General features: G+C 33.7%; 24 protein-coding genes. 21 read left to right on the top strand and 3 right to left on the bottom strand.

Going from position 1 to position 16,913, the window contains the following annotated elements:
- Positions 1–69 precede the first annotated feature (69 nt).
- The 17 genes from ACKI3D_RS07335 to ACKI3D_RS07255 are packed head-to-tail and all read left to right on the top strand — an operon-like array spanning position 70 to position 9,929.
- A complete protein-coding gene (locus ACKI3D_RS07335; RefSeq protein WP_407393325.1) occupies positions 70–384 on the top strand; it encodes a monovalent cation/H+ antiporter subunit E in 315 nt (104 codons plus the stop codon).
- A gap of 39 nt (positions 385–423) precedes the next feature.
- Complete coding sequence (locus tag ACKI3D_RS07330) at positions 424–690, top strand: hypothetical protein (RefSeq protein WP_407393323.1); 267 nt, start codon at positions 424–426, stop codon at positions 688–690.
- Positions 687–1,109, top strand: coding sequence for a cation:proton antiporter (locus ACKI3D_RS07325; RefSeq protein ID WP_407393322.1), 423 nt, complete (start codon positions 687–689; stop codon positions 1,107–1,109). Before ACKI3D_RS07330 ends, ACKI3D_RS07325 begins: the two co-directional genes overlap by 4 nt.
- Position 1,110: 1 nt before the next feature.
- Positions 1,111–1,344, top strand: a complete 234-nt coding sequence (locus tag ACKI3D_RS07320) for a DUF4040 domain-containing protein (protein WP_407393320.1) — start codon at positions 1,111–1,113, stop codon at positions 1,342–1,344.
- Positions 1,344–1,730 (top strand): cation:proton antiporter subunit C, encoded by a 387-nt coding sequence (locus ACKI3D_RS07315; RefSeq protein WP_407393318.1) that lies wholly within the window; start codon positions 1,344–1,346, stop codon positions 1,728–1,730. Before ACKI3D_RS07320 ends, ACKI3D_RS07315 begins: the two co-directional genes overlap by 1 nt.
- A complete protein-coding gene (gene ehbF, locus ACKI3D_RS07310; protein ID WP_407393317.1) occupies positions 1,723–3,177 on the top strand; it encodes an energy conserving hydrogenase EhbF in 1,455 nt (484 codons plus the stop codon). Before ACKI3D_RS07315 ends, ehbF begins: the two co-directional genes overlap by 8 nt.
- The gene (locus ACKI3D_RS07305) at positions 3,174–3,509 is read left to right on the top strand and encodes a hydrogenase (protein ID WP_407393316.1); all 336 of its coding nucleotides are present in this window, start codon (positions 3,174–3,176) and stop codon (positions 3,507–3,509) included. Before ehbF ends, ACKI3D_RS07305 begins: the two co-directional genes overlap by 4 nt.
- Entirely contained in the window at positions 3,502–3,783 is a 282-nt protein-coding gene (locus ACKI3D_RS07300) for an EhbH (protein WP_407393314.1), read from the top strand. The genes ACKI3D_RS07305 and ACKI3D_RS07300 overlap by 8 nt, the downstream gene beginning before the upstream one ends.
- Positions 3,780–4,256 (top strand): MnhB domain-containing protein, encoded by a 477-nt coding sequence (locus ACKI3D_RS07295; protein WP_407393312.1) that lies wholly within the window; start codon positions 3,780–3,782, stop codon positions 4,254–4,256. The genes ACKI3D_RS07300 and ACKI3D_RS07295 overlap by 4 nt, the downstream gene beginning before the upstream one ends.
- Positions 4,253–4,501 (top strand): energy-converting hydrogenase B subunit J, encoded by a 249-nt coding sequence (locus tag ACKI3D_RS07290; RefSeq protein ID WP_407393310.1) that lies wholly within the window; start codon positions 4,253–4,255, stop codon positions 4,499–4,501. The genes ACKI3D_RS07295 and ACKI3D_RS07290 overlap by 4 nt, the downstream gene beginning before the upstream one ends.
- A gap of 12 nt (positions 4,502–4,513) precedes the next feature.
- Complete coding sequence (locus ACKI3D_RS07285) at positions 4,514–5,920, top strand: 4Fe-4S binding protein (RefSeq protein ID WP_407393309.1); 1,407 nt, start codon at positions 4,514–4,516, stop codon at positions 5,918–5,920.
- On the top strand, positions 5,921–6,412 hold the full coding sequence (locus tag ACKI3D_RS07280) for a 4Fe-4S binding protein (protein ID WP_407393308.1): 492 nt from the start codon (positions 5,921–5,923) through the stop codon (positions 6,410–6,412).
- Positions 6,413–6,859 (top strand): NADH-quinone oxidoreductase subunit B family protein, encoded by a 447-nt coding sequence (locus ACKI3D_RS07275; RefSeq protein WP_407393307.1) that lies wholly within the window; start codon positions 6,413–6,415, stop codon positions 6,857–6,859.
- 12 nt (positions 6,860–6,871) lie between these two features.
- The gene (locus tag ACKI3D_RS07270; RefSeq protein ID WP_407393305.1) at positions 6,872–7,999 is read left to right on the top strand and encodes a nickel-dependent hydrogenase large subunit; all 1,128 of its coding nucleotides are present in this window, start codon (positions 6,872–6,874) and stop codon (positions 7,997–7,999) included.
- Between the two features lie 3 nt (positions 8,000–8,002).
- Entirely contained in the window at positions 8,003–9,001 is a 999-nt protein-coding gene (locus ACKI3D_RS07265) for a respiratory chain complex I subunit 1 family protein (RefSeq protein WP_407393303.1), read from the top strand.
- 12 nt (positions 9,002–9,013) lie between these two features.
- Positions 9,014–9,277 carry an energy-converting hydrogenase B subunit P gene (locus ACKI3D_RS07260; RefSeq protein WP_407393302.1) on the top strand — a complete coding sequence of 88 codons (264 nt, stop codon included), beginning with the start codon at positions 9,014–9,016 and terminating at the stop codon, positions 9,275–9,277.
- Positions 9,270–9,929: a DUF5612 domain-containing protein gene (locus ACKI3D_RS07255; RefSeq protein ID WP_407393301.1), complete on the top strand. Its 660-nt coding sequence runs from the start codon at positions 9,270–9,272 to the stop codon at positions 9,927–9,929. The genes ACKI3D_RS07260 and ACKI3D_RS07255 overlap by 8 nt, the downstream gene beginning before the upstream one ends.
- Before the next feature lie 297 nt (positions 9,930–10,226).
- Here ACKI3D_RS07255 and cas4 read toward each other — a convergent pair whose 3' ends face one another.
- The 3 genes from cas4 to ACKI3D_RS07240 all read right to left on the bottom strand — a co-directional run bounded on the left by cas4 (position 10,227) and on the right by ACKI3D_RS07240 (position 13,965).
- Positions 10,227–11,021: a CRISPR-associated protein Cas4 gene (gene cas4, locus ACKI3D_RS07250; RefSeq protein WP_407393300.1), complete on the bottom strand. Its 795-nt coding sequence runs from the start codon at positions 11,019–11,021 to the stop codon at positions 10,227–10,229.
- A gap of 135 nt (positions 11,022–11,156) precedes the next feature.
- Positions 11,157–12,635, bottom strand: a complete 1,479-nt coding sequence (locus ACKI3D_RS07245; RefSeq protein WP_407393298.1) for a sodium-dependent transporter — start codon at positions 12,633–12,635, stop codon at positions 11,157–11,159.
- Between the two features lie 256 nt (positions 12,636–12,891).
- Entirely contained in the window at positions 12,892–13,965 is a 1,074-nt protein-coding gene (locus ACKI3D_RS07240; RefSeq protein ID WP_407393296.1) for a DNA polymerase subunit beta, read from the bottom strand.
- Positions 13,966–14,083: 118 nt separating this feature from the next.
- Between ACKI3D_RS07240 and ACKI3D_RS07235 the strand changes: the two genes are divergently transcribed.
- The 4 genes from ACKI3D_RS07235 (at position 14,084) to ACKI3D_RS07220 (ending at position 16,888) form a co-directional block, all read left to right on the top strand.
- A complete protein-coding gene (locus tag ACKI3D_RS07235) occupies positions 14,084–14,677 on the top strand; it encodes a DUF366 family protein (RefSeq protein WP_407393294.1) in 594 nt (197 codons plus the stop codon).
- Entirely contained in the window at positions 14,674–15,189 is a 516-nt protein-coding gene (locus tag ACKI3D_RS07230) for a 6-pyruvoyl trahydropterin synthase family protein (protein WP_407393292.1), read from the top strand. The genes ACKI3D_RS07235 and ACKI3D_RS07230 overlap by 4 nt, the downstream gene beginning before the upstream one ends.
- Positions 15,189–15,887: a 7-carboxy-7-deazaguanine synthase QueE gene (locus tag ACKI3D_RS07225; RefSeq protein ID WP_407393290.1), complete on the top strand. Its 699-nt coding sequence runs from the start codon at positions 15,189–15,191 to the stop codon at positions 15,885–15,887. Before ACKI3D_RS07230 ends, ACKI3D_RS07225 begins: the two co-directional genes overlap by 1 nt.
- 65 nt (positions 15,888–15,952) lie before the next feature.
- A complete protein-coding gene (locus ACKI3D_RS07220) occupies positions 15,953–16,888 on the top strand; it encodes a CBS domain-containing protein (RefSeq protein ID WP_407393289.1) in 936 nt (311 codons plus the stop codon).
- Positions 16,889–16,913: the final 25 nt, after the last annotated feature.

Here is a 16,913-nt window from a genome sequence, read left to right as displayed (position 1 = left end):
TAAATAATAATATTATTATTTAGTCAATAGTATGGCTATTATTAATATTAACGAAATGGAGCTTATTTAATGTTTTTGACTAGAATTGGTTATGGAATTATTTATTTCTTAGACCTTATTTATGAAATTATTAAATCAACCTTTGACGTTGCGTTTAATAGAATTTTAGGGGGAAATATTGATCCTATAGTCGTCGATATTGAAACAGTTTTAGAGAGACCTGTTTCACAGACAATTTTAGCAAATAGTATTTCATTAACCCCGGGTACTTTGTCTGTTGATTTAGACAGTGAAAATAACATTATCAAAGTAGCTGCTATTTCTCCAAGAAAAAAAGAGGATATTATTCCTTTTGAAAAGTATATTAAGAAAATGTTGGAATGATTTCACAGCATTTTCTCAAAAAAGATAGAGTGAGATAGTATGGATATATTGTTTATTTCAGAAATGTTCGTGGTTGCTGCATTAATTATAATGATGTTGGCTGCTTTAAGAGCAAGTGCATATAAATCCACATCAATGGGGCTTTTAGGAAGCTCTATTGTAGTTAATGCTTTTGCAGTAGCATTACTCATTGGTGGGGAAATATATAATCTTGGGTTCTTTAAAGATATATCATTAGCTTTAATATTCTTTGGTTTTGTAGGCACTATTGCTTTCGCTGTAGTTTTAGGGGGTGATGAGGGATGATAGAGTATATTCAATCAGCACTTCTTATAATATCAGCTATTTTCATTATTATCTCAGCAATAGGGCTTGTTCGTGTTGGTAAAAATACAAAGAATGTTGTTTATGCAAGAATCCACATTGCAGGTTTATTTGATATTGCATGTATTATTGCCATGATTGCTATTGGGCAATACTTGCTTGCCGGAATTTACTTTATTTTAGCACCATTTATAGCACATGCAGTAGCAAATGCTTATTGGAAGAAAGAAGATGTAGAAAATAATTCAGATTTATTGGCTGTTGAAGAGGAAGTAGATGAAAATCATCCATTTATTCATCCAAAAGAAATAATGCAAGCCTTAGAAAGTGAAAATTCAGAAAAACTTAAGGCGGATGAAAGATTTTCAGTTACTACAATAGATATTGATGAGGGGGATTAAAATGTTAGAAATTGTATTAGGTTTTATAATTATTATAAGTGCAATTCTCGCCCTTATTCAACAAGATTTATTAAAAGCAGCAATTTTAACAGGATTTTCAGGAGCTGCTCTTGCAGTGCTTTTCCAAGTTTTGCTGGCGCCTGATGTTGCTTTAACTCAAGCTATTGTGGGTGCGGCAATTGTTCCTGTATTCATTGCATTGGCAGTTAAAAAAACTCAAAGGGAGGATAGCTAATGGCACAGACACAACTTGTGATATTATTGATTTCAGTTGCTTTAGTAGTCATTGGAATCTATTCAGCAATTTTCATTGATAATATCATAAAAAAGATTATTGGTATTAGTTTTATTGAAGAAGGTGCTAACTTGTTCATTGTAGCTATTGGTTATAAACCGGGAGGAGTCGTGCCTATTTTAATGCCGGGTATGGATACCACTTGGTTTGCATCAAATGCAGCTTATCCATTGCCTTTTGGTTTGGTACTTACCAGTATTGTAATTGGTGCAAGTACTTTAGCTGTGATGCTTGCTTTAGTAATGGTTTTATATAGAAGATATGGTACTTTAAGTACTAGTGTAATGTTAGCTGACACATCTAAACGGGAGGAGTACAATGAATGAATTAATTCCACTTATGGTTATTGTTCCTATGATGGCAGCATTACTGATTAGTGCTTTTTCAAAGTTCAACAAAGTAGCGAAGATTTTGGCTTTTGTTGTAGCAATATGTCTGCCGCTTATCCCATTGCTTTCAAATTATGGTCTTCATTACTTCGGAGGATACGAACCGCTGCTAGATAATGTAACAAATGTGGTCTATCATCCGGCGATTACATACTCATTTACATTCTTACAACAGATATTTTTTGGAATGGTAGGTCTTTTAACATTCCTTGTAATCTTTATTTACTTAAATAAATATGATAAAGCTTCAGGACCTTATTTGTTCTTATTATTCATGGGTACAGCGGCTGTTACAGCAATGCTATTAACAGACGATATTTTCCATATGTTTGTATTCTTTGAAATACTAGCTCTTGCTCAAGTAGGTATTGTGGCTGCTTCGTCAATAGATTACAGTTACGAAATGGCATTAAAGTATATGATTTTAGGTTCAATTGGATCACCAATGATGCTTTTAGGAATTGGATTCCTACTTGCATTGGCGGGTAGTGTAAATGTTACTGATATTGTAGCTGCAGTTCATAACGGTTTGGTTGATGCTACTTCTCCAGTATTCTTATTGTCTCTTGGTTTAATATTCTTTGGTTGGTTATATGCATCTGGTTTACCACCATTCCATACTATCAAATCTGGAATTTATTCAAAAGCAGAACCTCATGGAGCAGCATTATTACAATCATTTACAGTTGTTTCAATGATTTCAATTGTCTTAATCATGCTTAGAATATATTCAGTCTTGCCAATATTCGAAGTCCTCATAGTGTTCTTCTCTATCTTAGCTATGATTTTAGGTGTTTCAATGGCATTAACACAAACTGACTTCAGAAGGATGATTGGATTTTTAGCTGTAGGAGAATTAGGTTTCATTGGTTTAGGTATAGGTCTTGGAACTCAATTTGCAATAACTGCTGGTTTGTTCCAGGCATTAAACGAAATTATCATTACTGCATTATTATTCATAGGATTTGGTGCGATTGTAAATGCAACAAATGAAGTGGATACCAGAAAACTCGGAGGGCTTCTTGCATACCATCCAAAAGTAAGCTTAATGCTTTTAATTGGTGGTTTAGCAATGGCAGGTGTTCCTCCATTAAGCGGATTCCAATCTAAATTAATGCTTGTTCAGGCATCTTTAAGTTGCGGATTCCCTGAGATTTCTATCTTGGCCATTATGGTAAGTATAGCCACATTTGTAGTATTTGTAAAAACATTCTATGTGATGTTTTTAAGACCAAAACCTAATGATTTAGAATTGAAAGGTAAGGAAGTTCCTCGTTCTATGGTACTTACAATGTTGATATTGTTAATTATCATTATACTATTAGGTATATTCCCTGATGTAGCTACAAACGGAATTTCTAACTTTGTAGGAGGGATATTATGAAATTGTATGATCAGATATTTGATGTTGTAAAACAATTCAAAAAATTGTTTTCACCGGGACCTGTAACAAATGCAGATGTTTCTGGAAGTCTTACAGCAGAAATATTCTTAATTGTATCATTAGTGCTATCTGCAATATTGCTAAGGCATGTTAATGTTTTGCTTGCAGGATTAGTCACATTAATATTGGCTGTTCTGTTGATTTCAAATATTCCGCTTATTCCTAAGTTTAAGATTGAACAGGAAGATTCTTTAGAGAAAATGATATTTTATGCTGTAGTAACACTTTCAATTCTTGTTGTATTTTTATACTGGGGTGGTAATCTTGTCTAACTTGAATACAGTTCGTAATTTAATTGCAACAGTACTGGCCGCAATATTTTCAGTTACATTATTTGATGGGGTATTCCATTTAAGTAGCATTATTAATCCTGGTGTAAGCAACATTTACAATTATTTAGGAACACAAATTGCGCCTAACATGGTTACTGTCGTAATTTTTGACTTTAGAGCTTATGATACATTAGGTGAATCAATTATTCTATTAACTGCTGGCTTAGTTGTTTTACTTATATTCGGAAGAGGATTATTGGGGGATAAAAGATGAGTCAAAATAGCATTATTTTAAAAATTATATCCTTGCCAATTTCAATTGTCCTAATCTGTTTAGGTATAATGACTATTCTTGGTGGGCACATTACTCCTGGCGGAGGTTTCCAAGGTGGAGCAATGATAGCTAGTGGAGTTATACTATCCGTCCTTGTTTATGGCATAGGCCATTCTCCTTTGGAGTTCTCACATGCATATATTGAAATTCTTGAATCCGTTGGAGCATTAGGATTTATTGTACTGGGTTTAATTGGTTTGTTTGTTGGAGGATTCTTCCTGTACAACGGAGGTACAGATTTACTCAATGTTGTTCCGGCAAACATACAAAATGTCTTACATTATCCGGATGTTACCAATGCAGGTATTATTCCATATCTCAATATATTCGTGGGTTTAAAAGTATTTGTAGGATTATCTGCAATTGTTATTGCATTTGCAGGATTTAAGAAAGTTATGGAGGAAGAGGAATGATAAGCTTAGGACCTATTATTTTTGGATTATTATTAGGTATTATCATTGGTTCTCAAATAAAACTTGACTCAACTGATGCAAAGTTCCCTCTTGCTTCATTTGTAGTGATATTTATTGCAGGTTTTATTGTAGCATGGCAATCAGGTAATTATCCATTTTACGCTGATGTCGGTATTTCCACTGCATTTTTATCTGCTTTAATAGGAATTTTTGTTGGTAAACTATTGTTTGCAAGGAGTAAATAAGGGGTTTTTATAATGTTTTTATCAACTAATACATGTGAAGGAAAAAGAGACTGTATTAAACAATGTCCTACAAAAGCTATAAGATTTATCAATGGAAGAGCCTTTAGTTGTCTTACTTGTGGAATCTGTTATAAAAACTGTCCAAACGGTGCAATATTCCAAAATAGTTACGGAGGATATGTCGTAGACAGAGCCAAATGTAACGGCTGTGGAATGTGTATGTACAATTGTCCTACAAACAATATTTCTATTGAGGATGGAATTGTATATGGTATATGTTCACGTTGTGGTGTATGTGCTGAAGTTTGTCCAAATCGGGTAGATGGTTATGAGCTTGAAAAGGACAAACAACTTAATTTAATTAGGTCACTGCAAATTTTATACCCTCCTTTGGATAATGTTCCTCATAAAAGCGAAAGTAAGGTTAAAGAAGTTACAAGGACTTATGTCGGAACTGATGCAGAGAAATGTATATTATGTGGCAGATGTCAAGAATATTGTCCGACTGGAGCAATTCATGTAAAAATTGACAGGGATGATGGAATTTGTAGTGAATGCAGACTATGTGAGGATGTTTGTCCTAATGGATCAATGAATAAGTTTCAGATTATCAATAAACCGTCCTGTACTCTTTGTCTTAATTGTATGAAGGCTTGTCCGAATAATGCGATTTCAATCGAGGACTTTGAGATTATTGTTAATAAGATCAATCAAAAACCAACAGGCACATTAATATCTTGTCTAAATTGTGGATTGTGCGCAGATTTATGTGAAAACGAGTCTCTACGCAAAATTGATGATAAGTTAAGATATGACCCATCATGCGACACTGAAAATGTTGCTCATGAAAAGGCTATTAATTCATGTCCTATTCACACATTACGTGAAGACGATGAGATGTTTATTTATGATGAATATAATGATGAGGAATTGCCTACATTGGCAGGTTTCTGTGTTTCATGCGGTAAATGTGTCCAAGTTTGTAATGAAACTAATGCACGTCAATTCATGACCCATTCATGGGATGGAAAAGTATCAGATGATTGTATTTCCTGTGGAATATGTGTTGAAGTATGTCAGGAAGAAGCCATCATGCTTAACAGAGGAACTATATCTGTTAACCTTGATAAATGTATTTTATGTGAAAACTGTGCAGTACATTGTCCTGTCGATGCTATTCCAAAATCTACAATGTATAAAAATGAAATCACTGGTGGATTTAATTTCATTGAAGAAAAATTGTGTATGCACTGTGGATTATGTTATAAAACTTGTTCATATGAAGCAATTGATGAAATTGATGGCAATTATGTAGTTAATGAAGAAAAATGTACATATTGTGGAGCATGTAAAAATGGATGTCCTGCAAGAGCATTTTTATTCGAGAGAAATTTTAAAGATTCAATAGAGGGTATTTAAATGAGGAATTTAATTAGAATAGCTTTAGGAGGAGCTTTTACCAACTTTAAAAGAATCTTTTTTGCAGCTGATAGAGTTACAGACATGGAATTACGAAGGCAAATTTCCACTCTTTCAGTTGAAGTAGATGACAGAGTTGATGAAAAAGCATGTATCGGATGTTCTGGTTGTGCTAATGTATGTCCAACAGGTGCAATTGAGATGAAACCATTAGCTAGTCCTGTTAAATTGACTGATGATTGGACTAAAGATAAAGTACCTGAAATTAATCTTGAAAAATGTGTTGTCTGTTATTACTGTCATGATTTTTGTCCTATATTCTCACTTTACGGACAAAAGGGAACAGTCCATCCAAGTTGCGTTGGCGATCAGGAAGTGGATGTTTCCGAATTCCTTGAACAACCATTTAAAATTTCTGATGATAAACTTAAAATCATTGCACAATACTTATCTGATAAAACAGTATTGAAAAATAAAGAGGAAGGTGATTAGATGGGAATTAAATCATTTTCAAGAACTCATGCTATACATGTAATGCTGGTTTATACAGGCGGTTGTAACGGATGCGACATTGAAATTGTTAATTCAATTTTATCACCAAGATTTGATGCTGAGCAGTATAATGTGTTCTTGACATGGAATCCACGTGAAGCGGATGTTTTGGTTGTCACAGGACCAGTTACACATTTGAATAGAAAACCATTGGAGGCAATCTACGAGGCTATTCCTAATCCGAAACTGGTTGTAGCCGCTGGAAGTTGTGCTCTGATGGGTGGTGTTTATAAGAACTGTTATGGTGACATTCCTTCAGAAGAAATTGAAGGACCAGTTGAAAATATTATACCCGTAAATGCAAAAATTCCGGGTTGTGCCGTAAGGCCTCAAGATGTTTTAGCTGGTGTTGTATCACTATTACCTATATTATTAGATGCGGATTAGAGAGGGGATTTGATGGATAAAAAAGTACCAAGAAGCGAAATTATTGAAACGGAAATTCCAATGGGTACAGTTCACCCTGCTGCATTGGAGCCATATAGGGTTAGGTTTTTTGTAGAAGATGAGATAGTACAGGAAGCTGAAATAACTATTGGTGTTAATCATAGGGGAATAGAAAGAATCATGGAAGGGCTTCCGGTCCAAAAGGCTAATTCACTTACTGAAAAGATTTGTGGAATCTGTTCAAATGCACATATATGGAATTCATGCAGAACCGCTGAAATGGGTTTGGGCATTGAAATTCCAGAAAGAGCCATGTATATTCGCGTGATTATGAGTGAATTAGAACGTTTACATTCACATTTCTTGTATTTGGCACACGGTTGTGAAGTGCTGTCTCATGAAACATTCTCAATGAGGGTATTTTACTTAAGGGAAATAGTTATGGAATTGCTTGCAATGATTGGAGGAAATAGAGTTCAATATGGTTGTTCAGTCCTTGGAGGAGTAAGGCCAAGATGTGAATTGGATGAAGCTAAAATTTTAAGGCTTAAAGAAGACATGGATAAAATCGAAGAAGGGCTTACTGACTTTGCAAACAGATTCACTGCTGATCCTATTGTAATGTCAAGGATTGCTGGAATCGGTGTGCTTCCGCAAAAGCAAGCTATTGATTTGGCAGTAACCGGACCGACTTTAAGGGCTACCGGTGTTGCAAGGGATTTAAGAACTACCATGTTCGAATATGATGACTTTGATTTTAATGTAATAACCCAACCTGATGGTGATGTGAAATCCAATTTGTTAATGAGGGCATTGGAGTCATTTGAATCAATTAAACTCATAAGGCAAGCTATTGCAAATATCCCTGAAGGTAAATTAGTCAATCATGACTGGGAAATGGTTGATACTGATATTACAGAAAGTTATATTGAAGTTCCAAGAGGAACTCTATATCATTCATATGCATTAGAAAGTGGAAGAGTAAGGCACTGTATTATAAGGACTCCATCAATGGCAAATATTGGAGCAATGCAATATGCATGTATTGGAGATCAGATTACAGATGCTCAATTATGTATCGTACAATGTGACCCTTGTTTTACATGTACTGATAGGGCAATTGAAATAATAAGGAGATAGATCATGTTTTCAAATACTTTAATCAATTCAATTCTTGCAGTAATTCTTACAGTATTGGTCTGTTTCATTATTTCAACCTTGCTTCCGGGAATTGAGAGAAAATACATTCACGCAAGAATTCAACAAAGAATCGGGCCTATGGTAATCGCTCCTGGAATAATGGCTCCGCTTAAATTCATATTCAAGGAAAATGTTGAAATTTCATCTCCAGTTCCTAAACTGTACAAGATATTGCCTATATTATGTTTCATTGTTGTGTTATGCGTATTCATTGCATTAACACCTGAAGCTTATAGTATTCCTGCATTATCAAGTTTAGTTGCAATTGTAGGATTTTTAAAGGTTGAAGAAATCTGTTATGTCTTGATGGGAGCATTGTCCAAGTCTGTCATGTCTGTCAGAATGCCTTTCCCTGACCGTGCAAAAGGAGCAGCTCATGAAAATGCCCCACTTTCATTTGTTGAAGATATAAGTTCAAGAAGATCTTTAAGAATGATTACCTATGGTTCATTCCCATTGTATTTAGCATTGTTTGCTCCTATAACTGCTGCAAGAAGTATCTTTTTACAGGATATTGTAGCATATCAGCAAGCAAACGGACCATTCTTATTCACTGTTGCTGGTGGAATTGCAGCTATTGTATTTTTCATCGGTTACATGATTATATTAAATGAATATCCATTTTCAATCATTAAAGCAAAATCTGATGTTATTGAAGGACCGTACATGGAATATGCCGCTAAATATAGGGCTATTGTATATTTAACAAGAGGATTCTTCATGTTTGTACTTGGCTGTGTATTTTCAGTATTGTTTATCGGTGTTCCACCAATCATATTCTCAATGGGAATTTTGGTCAATATTGCTGTTGCATTAATATTTGTCTTTATGATGGGTATCATGTCTGCATTCAGTCCGGTATTTACAAATAGACAGTTATTGCCAACAATATTAGGCGCAACATTGCTAGGGGTATTATCTATTGTATTAGGTTTATTATAGGAGGAATTATTTATGAAATTTGTCATGAGGCCATATCATATGGTAAGTCTTGGAGGATACATTGTCGAATGGGATTTTCCTTACAGAAATCTTATAGTTGTAAATAAAACCTCCGAACCAATTAAAATTGAAATACCGGTTTTCCATGAAGAATGGATTGAAGAACATAGGGAGTTAGGGCTTGAAGTAATTCCAGTCACTAAAGACGATAATTATCTAAGCATGTGGAAAAGGGCACATGCAGAACTTGATAAAATAAGGCCAAAAAATGAGTGATTATACATTAACAATTAAATCTGATGAGAAAAAAGGTGTTTTAGACGACATTACTGATGTTATCACTAATCATGGTGCTAATATTAGTTATGTTCATCTTTTTGTAGAAAAAAATAATATAGGTTCCGTTAACTTGGAACTTGAACATGTTGAAGACATCGATGATTTAATCAATGATTTAAAAGCCATTCCTGAGATAAAATCTGTAGAACTACATGGTTCTCAGCTTGATATTTATGGAAAACGTATAATCATTGTTGGAGGCGGAGCACAGGTAGCTCAAGTAGCAATGGGAGCAATAACAGAGGCAGATAGGCACAACATACGCGGAGAACGTATCAGTATTGATACAATTCCATTGGTTGGAGAAAAAAATCTGGCAGAAGCTATTGAAGCCATTTCAAGGTTGCCTCGTGTTAGTGCACTGGTTCTTGCAGGTTCACTTATGGGTGGAGAAATTACAGAAGCCGTAAAAAAGGTTAAAGAGGAAAGCAATTTAATTGTAATTTCCCTGAACATGCCTGGAAGTGTAACCAAATATGCTGATTTAATTATCACTGACCCTGTTCAAGCGGGCGTTTTGGCTGTAATGTCTGTAGCAGACACGGCTGTTTTTAATATTGAACGTTTAGGAGACAATATTAAGTTTTAAATCATGTTTATGGATATATAGGGGAGTTTTTTACTCCCTTCTATCTTTTTTGTATCATGTTTACTGCTTTCATTTAAAAGTTAAATTTAAATATTTTTCATCACATAATATTATTGTCATTGTATGGCGAAGAGGTGTTTTAACCCTCTTAGTTTAAAGTGGAATTTGAATAAGGATATTGCTGAATTTTTTAAATCCTTATTCAATATAGCTACACCTCAGTTATGAAGAAAACTCTATTTTTTATCCATTTGTTTAAAGTGGAAGTTTTTGTTAGTATTTTAGGAGGTATAAATACTAATCTTTAAAACAAATATTTTCATATTCACATTTTTCACATTTTTTAGGATTTTTGCGAACATTAGGAAGTTTTTTATTATCGATTATCTCTTTAACTTCACGAATAACTTCAAACAATGCTTTTCTAAGGCTAACATCCATAACTACAGGACGCCTGTCCCCGATTTTTTCATAGTCGACAAAACCTACAAAAATGTCTGTTTCAAATTCCTCTTCAAGAAGTATTGCATGTGCTACCAGTTCTATTGCATCCTGATCCCAAACTCCTTTAACCGGAGGATTTGAGCCTTTTATAATCACGGGATAATATTTGCCGTCAATTATCTCAATTTTATCGCACATTCCAATCAATTCGAGTTTCAAATCTTTTAGCATATAGGAATACATGCAATTTGGGAAAAACATATCGGTTATTTCAAATGCGTTTTTATCCATTATGGTCATGGCCTGTTTAATCTTCAATGCAGTTATTTTAATGTTAAAGTAAGCATCATCGATTATTTCATTAATGTCTTCGCATTCAAGACCTAAATGCATTGATTTAATGGCATTTGTTGTGCTTTTAATATAACTATCAATGTTATCAGATAAAATCTCTTCAATTTCAATGATGCTCATTTCTTTTTTGATTTTACGCATATTTTTCTGAATCAAGTCTTGAATATCAATTTTAAGCTTTTTAATTTCAATCGCTAATTGGTAGTCATTGTTTTTACTTGCATCGACATGATTTTTTATGTACAGTTTCATTGGACAATACATATGTGTTTTGATAGATGATACATTTATCATATTTTAACCTCTTAAATTCTGTAATATTAATTAGAACGCTTTAATATAAATAATAAGAGGTTATAAATGCAGTAATTTATTTTAAATAAAATAAAAAAAGTAAATAGCTAATAATTTAGCTATTTAAAGTCAATTTTAAACATTGTAGTAATCTGGGTTAAGTGCAGGCAATTTTGCAAATATAATTGGGCAAACAATTAGTATTATTGTTAATATTATCATTATTGTAGAACTTAAACTGTCTATGGTTGCTATTGTGGATAATATTCCTTGTATCCAAAGACCAGCAATACAGATTGGCAATATGTATTTAATAACGGCTTTCCAGGTTTTGCCCACTTTTATTGTTGAATGTTCATTTAATACTTCGATTAAATCGTCGAATTTGTAAATCCAACCGAAGATTATACATTCAAGCAGTATTGCAAATAACAATGCGAAATTATTTAGATATGCATCAAACACTCCTAGGATTGTACTTCCTGCACCGGTTGCAAAAATTGTTGAAACCAGACATCCAATAATACAAACTGCTGTTGCTGTTTTTTTACGTTCAATAAGGAATTTTTCAGAAATTGAATAACAAAATCCTTCAAGAAGCGCAATAAGGGAAGTAATTCCAGCAAATAGGATACATATGAAGAATAGTGGGGCTATGACATAGGCTGCAGGACCCATTGTATTGAATACTTGTGGGAAAACTACAAATGCAAGGCCTGTTCCGGAAGTAACGAGCTCATTAAATGGAATTCCGCTTGTCACGGTCATGAATCCTAAAATTGAAAAGGTTCCAATTGAATTGAACACTTCAAAACCGGAATTTGAGAATGCTACAATGATTGCATTATCAACCAATTTTGAGCCTTCAGGCAAGTAACTTGCATATGTCATTGCAATTGCCATACCTAAACTTAAGGAAAATACTATCTGTCCGAATGCAGCCAGCCATACATCCAGATTAGTCAGTGCCGACCAATCAGGAGTAAAAATCTGAGTATAACCGACAGATGCACCAGGTAAAGTTAAAGAGAATGCAACGATAATTATTACAATTACAAAAAGCAATGGAATTAATACTTTACTGACATTTCCGATTCCATCATTCAAATCTCTTTTAATAATGAACCAGGATATAAACCAAATTGCAATCACTGATGCAAGAACGGTTGGAACAATAGTGAATAATCCTGACATTGAATCAGTTGCCTGTAAGACATTTTGTGTAAAGAATACATCCGGATTTGCTCCCCATGCCTTTGTAAAGCTTAAAAATATATAGATTAAGTCCCATCCGACAACACATACGTAATATGTTGCAATCAAAAATACAATAAACAGTATAAACCATGCTACCGGTTCTAATTTTTTGCTCATGGAAAATAGTATTCTTGCAAGCGATCTTTTGAATTTGTATCCTACAGCATATTCAACTAAAACGAATGATATTCCCAGTAAGAATAAAGAAACGATGTAGGGAATCATGAAGGATCCTCCACCGTTTGAGTATAAGATATTTGGGAAACGCCAAATGTTTCCGAGACCTACAGCAGAACCAATCATTGCCATCATGAATGCAAAATTACTATTCCATTCTAAATCTTTAGTCTCTGTCATTTTATCACTTTAAATTTAATAGTAATATTTTTGTTGTTGAAGTTTATATAGTATTGTATTAATTTTGGTTAACTAATGTTATTTTTAATTAGAAATACTTGAATAAAGTGTACATCGGTTATTTTTTTAAATGGATACAATTCATTCTGTTAAAATTATGAAAAGTTAATAATTATTGATTAAATTATTTTTGTTTTGTTTAAAAAATAGAAGAATTATGAGAGCATGCACTCTCATTTGAAAATTTTGAATGGTTTTAAGCAGGACTTTCCTTAAGCTTCAAATATTCGTCAATTGCTTCGCGGGTAGTTCCAACGACAATCCTATAATGTGAATGTTCGCCGTTTACAATAACTTTTTCAACTTTGCCTTTGGCTATTACGTGCTCACCGTCAACAACTTCGCCAGCATAGGTGTGTGTAAATGAAACGACTTCAGTCAATGGGAAATCAACGCCTTCAAGGACTTTGACATTCTCAATTGTGTAGAGTGAAGGGTTGTCAAATGCGCCCAGTGCACTTACAATGTCACATTCGATTTTAGCTATTCCCTGAGGTTCGTAAACGGTATCTCCCCAGGTGCCTTCGATTTCATCGTAATCCTTGGTGGCCAGAATGTCAAATAGAGTTCCGTTGATTGTTCCCCTATTTGCTTTTCTGTTTTCATACCATCTGAATTCCTCTTTGGTCAGGCTTTCGTCAAACATCCTTTTGTCGTAAACGAAGTCCCAGTAATCATTGGTGATTCCTTTGACTGTGATGTGCTTGTCCACTTCTTCAATGTAGACTTCTTTTCCTCTGTGTTCTTTAAATGCGGCTATTGCCCTTCTGTGGTTATCTAAACCGTAGACTACAAAGTCCAAATCACTAACATCACTTTTTTGAAGGCCAGGCAGGATGGATCCTGATATTCCAAGATGGTCATACGGGATATCAGCCATGAAATGGAAAAAGTCGGCAACATCCATTAATTTAGCTATTAATTCAGGATTTTTAACTTCTCTACCTTCGTCAAAAGTCTTTTTAAGACCTAAAAGTCTATTTTCTGGCTTGATAACTCTCACAACTTTATCTATGGGAACTCCCATCATTTCAACGTTTGTCACATCACTAAAGAATAAATATTCCGGATAATTTTCTCGAAGGTAACCGTAGGCCTCTTCGGAGCCCACTTTTCTATAATGTTTGCCATCTTTTTCACGGTCTCCTTCAGGGTCGGGAATATATCTTAAAAAACAGATTATTCTGTTTTCCGGGTGAATATAATTGGTTGATGCAAAATACATGTCATCATCAGTATAAATGAAATCTCTTGTTCTTACTTGTTCCATAAAAATATCTCCTTATGTATAAAATATTTTTTTTCTTTAATTATTTAACAATTTTGAGTTTATTTTATATTATATGATTGCTATATTAATATTGTAATTAATTTTTTAGGTTTTTATCATGACTATTACTCATAAACATGTTGATGAAATTTTTGAATATGATGGAAGTCAAATCAATCCCTCTTGGGCTTTTCAGGAATTTGGAATATATGGCTCATCAATCGTTACATGGATTGGTTCAGTCAATATCACTCCGGATAATTTAAAGGACTTTGCAGATGTTGGTTTGGAAATCAAATCTAATTACATGGTTAATTTCATTTGTGAGTTTTTTGACCAACAACCACCGAATATGAGAATCGCATATTTAAGGCAAAGACTATTGGTAATGATTTTCAGAGAAATCTTAACAGAATATGGAATTCAAACTATAAGGGAGGGAGATGATATCTTCGTGGACAACAGAAAGTTATCAATTTCAATAGCCAGTGTCTCCTTAAGCTCAGCAAAGATTCATTTTGCACTCAATCTGGAAGATAAGGGAACTCCGGATGATGTTGCAACAATCGGATTATTTGACATTAATGTTAATGATGAACCTGTATTTACTCAAGATAATTTATTAGATTTAATTAATGAAACCGTAAAAAGATTTATAAATGAATTGGAAACAATTGAAAATGATATAAGTAAAACCAAGGTGTTATTATGAAGATTTTAGTTAATGGTATTCAGTCAAATTTAAGATTCTCATCTGCTCATGTAATTCCAGGGCATGAATCATGTGGTTTTATTCATGGGCACTCTTACTTTGTCGATATTGAAATTGAAGGAAGAAGGGCAGGTAAATTTGATTTTGTAGTTGATTTTAAAGATGTTAAAGGTTATACTAAGGCAATATGTGATGAACTGGATCACAGGTTATTGATTCCGGTTTACAATGATTTAATCGAATTCAAGGATTTTGATAAGAAAAAAGATTCAATTTTCAATTTGAAGAAAAAACACGCAGTGCACTTTAAAGTTGACGGTAAAGGATATTCAATTCCTGCCAGTGACTGTGTATTTTTACCGCTTCCTTACACTTCCGCTGAAGAGTTATCCAAATTTTTCGCTGAAACTTTAGCTAAAAAGCTTTCAGAAACTTATCATAATTTGGATTATATTGCAGTCTGTGTAAATGAAGGAATCGGTCAAGGTGCTGAATATAGGAAAGATTTTTGATGAAAGCTCCAATTATAGAAATTTTTTCAAGTTTTCAAGGTGAAGGATTATTGATTGGCGAAAGGCAGATATTTGTCCGTTTTGCCGGTTGTAATCTTAACTGTAATTATTGTGACACCAATGATAGTAAATCAGATGAATCAGGAGTCTTAATGACTCCAGAGGAAGTTACTGATGAAATTAAAAAACTTCTAACCCCTGATTGTAAAACAATCTCATTTACTGGAGGTGAACCTAGTTTGTACCCTGACTTTATTTGTGAAGTCAGTAAAAGTTTTGATTTGAATATCATGCTTGAGACAAATGGTACTTTGCCGGAAAATATTGATTTAATCGATAAGTTAGACATGGTTTCACTTGATATCAAGCTTCCTGAGCATTTTGATGGTGAATTTAACGAGGAAATTTTTCTAAATGAAATTAAATCACTAAATTTATTAATGGCGAAGTCCATAAATGTATATTGTAAAGTAGTTATATTGCCATCAACAAAAATAAAGTCATTTAAAGGGGTAGTTGAAAAATTATCAAAAAATATTTCAAACAAAAGTAACCTTAAAATAATTATCCAACCTTCTAGTCCGTTAGGAGAATGGAAAGACATTAATTTTAAATTATTTGAGTTTTCCGAAGTTGTTGGGCAATATTTTGATGTTTCCACCATTCCTCAAATCCATAAGATTCTGGATATTGAGTGAATCTTTTTGTTTTTAATATTTCGATTTTATTTTTTTGAAGGCTATTGTAAATTAGAGGTGTGTAAATGAAAGATAAAACATCCATTAACAGAAAATCAAATACAGGTGCAGTTGAACGTGAAACCAAAGTTCATGATAGAGAAGGAGACATTATGGCTATCGCTACTAAAGACGTAGTTTCAATCCCTCCAACCAAACCTATCAAAGATACTGCAAAAGTAATGATGGAACATGAATTTAGAAGATTACCAATCACCGATCCTGGTTCCGGTAAATTGTTAGGTATTGTAACAGTAATGGATATCTTAGATTTCTTTGGTGGAGGAAAAAAATTCAACATTATTGAGAAAAAATATGAAGACAACTTCCTAGCAGCAATTAATGAACCAGTTAAAGAGATTATGACTCGTGATTTAATTACTTTATCTAATAAAGCATCCATTGGGGAAACAATTGAAACCATGTTGGATTATCAGTTAGGTGCTATTCCTCTTGTTGATGCTGATGGAAAACTTGCTGGTATTGTAACTGAAAGGGATATTGCTTTATCTTTAGCTGGCATGGCTGGTAAAGATACTGTACAGGACTATATGAGTCCAAAAGTATTCACTACCACTCCTGGAACACCAGTAGGAGACGCATGTAAAATTATGGTAAGAAACGGTTTAAGAAGAATTCCTGTAGTCGGTGGAGAAGCAGACATTTCTAAAGCAGCTAAAAAATTATTAGGTATCTTAACTTCCACTGATGTAGTTAAATTCTTAAATGCTAAAGAATTATTCGATCACTTAAATTCCAATTTAGCAACTGATGTTTTGAAAACCACTATTTCTGAAATCATGGCTAAAGACCCAATTACTGTCGAACCAACAATGACAATCGGCGAATTATGTGAATTATTTGCAGAGAAAAATATTGGTGGAGTGCCAGTTGTTAAAGATGATAAAGTAATGGGAATTATTACTGAAAGAGATGTCTTAAACGCAGTTAAAAGAGTATAGCTCGTTAGATATTAAGTAGTTAAAC

The organism is Methanobrevibacter sp. (assembly GCF_045586545.1).
In the GTDB taxonomy this organism is placed as follows: domain Archaea; phylum Methanobacteriota; class Methanobacteria; order Methanobacteriales; family Methanobacteriaceae; genus Methanocatella.
The sequence above is the reverse complement of the archived record's forward strand: the minus strand, read 5'-3'. Positions and strand labels throughout refer to the sequence as shown.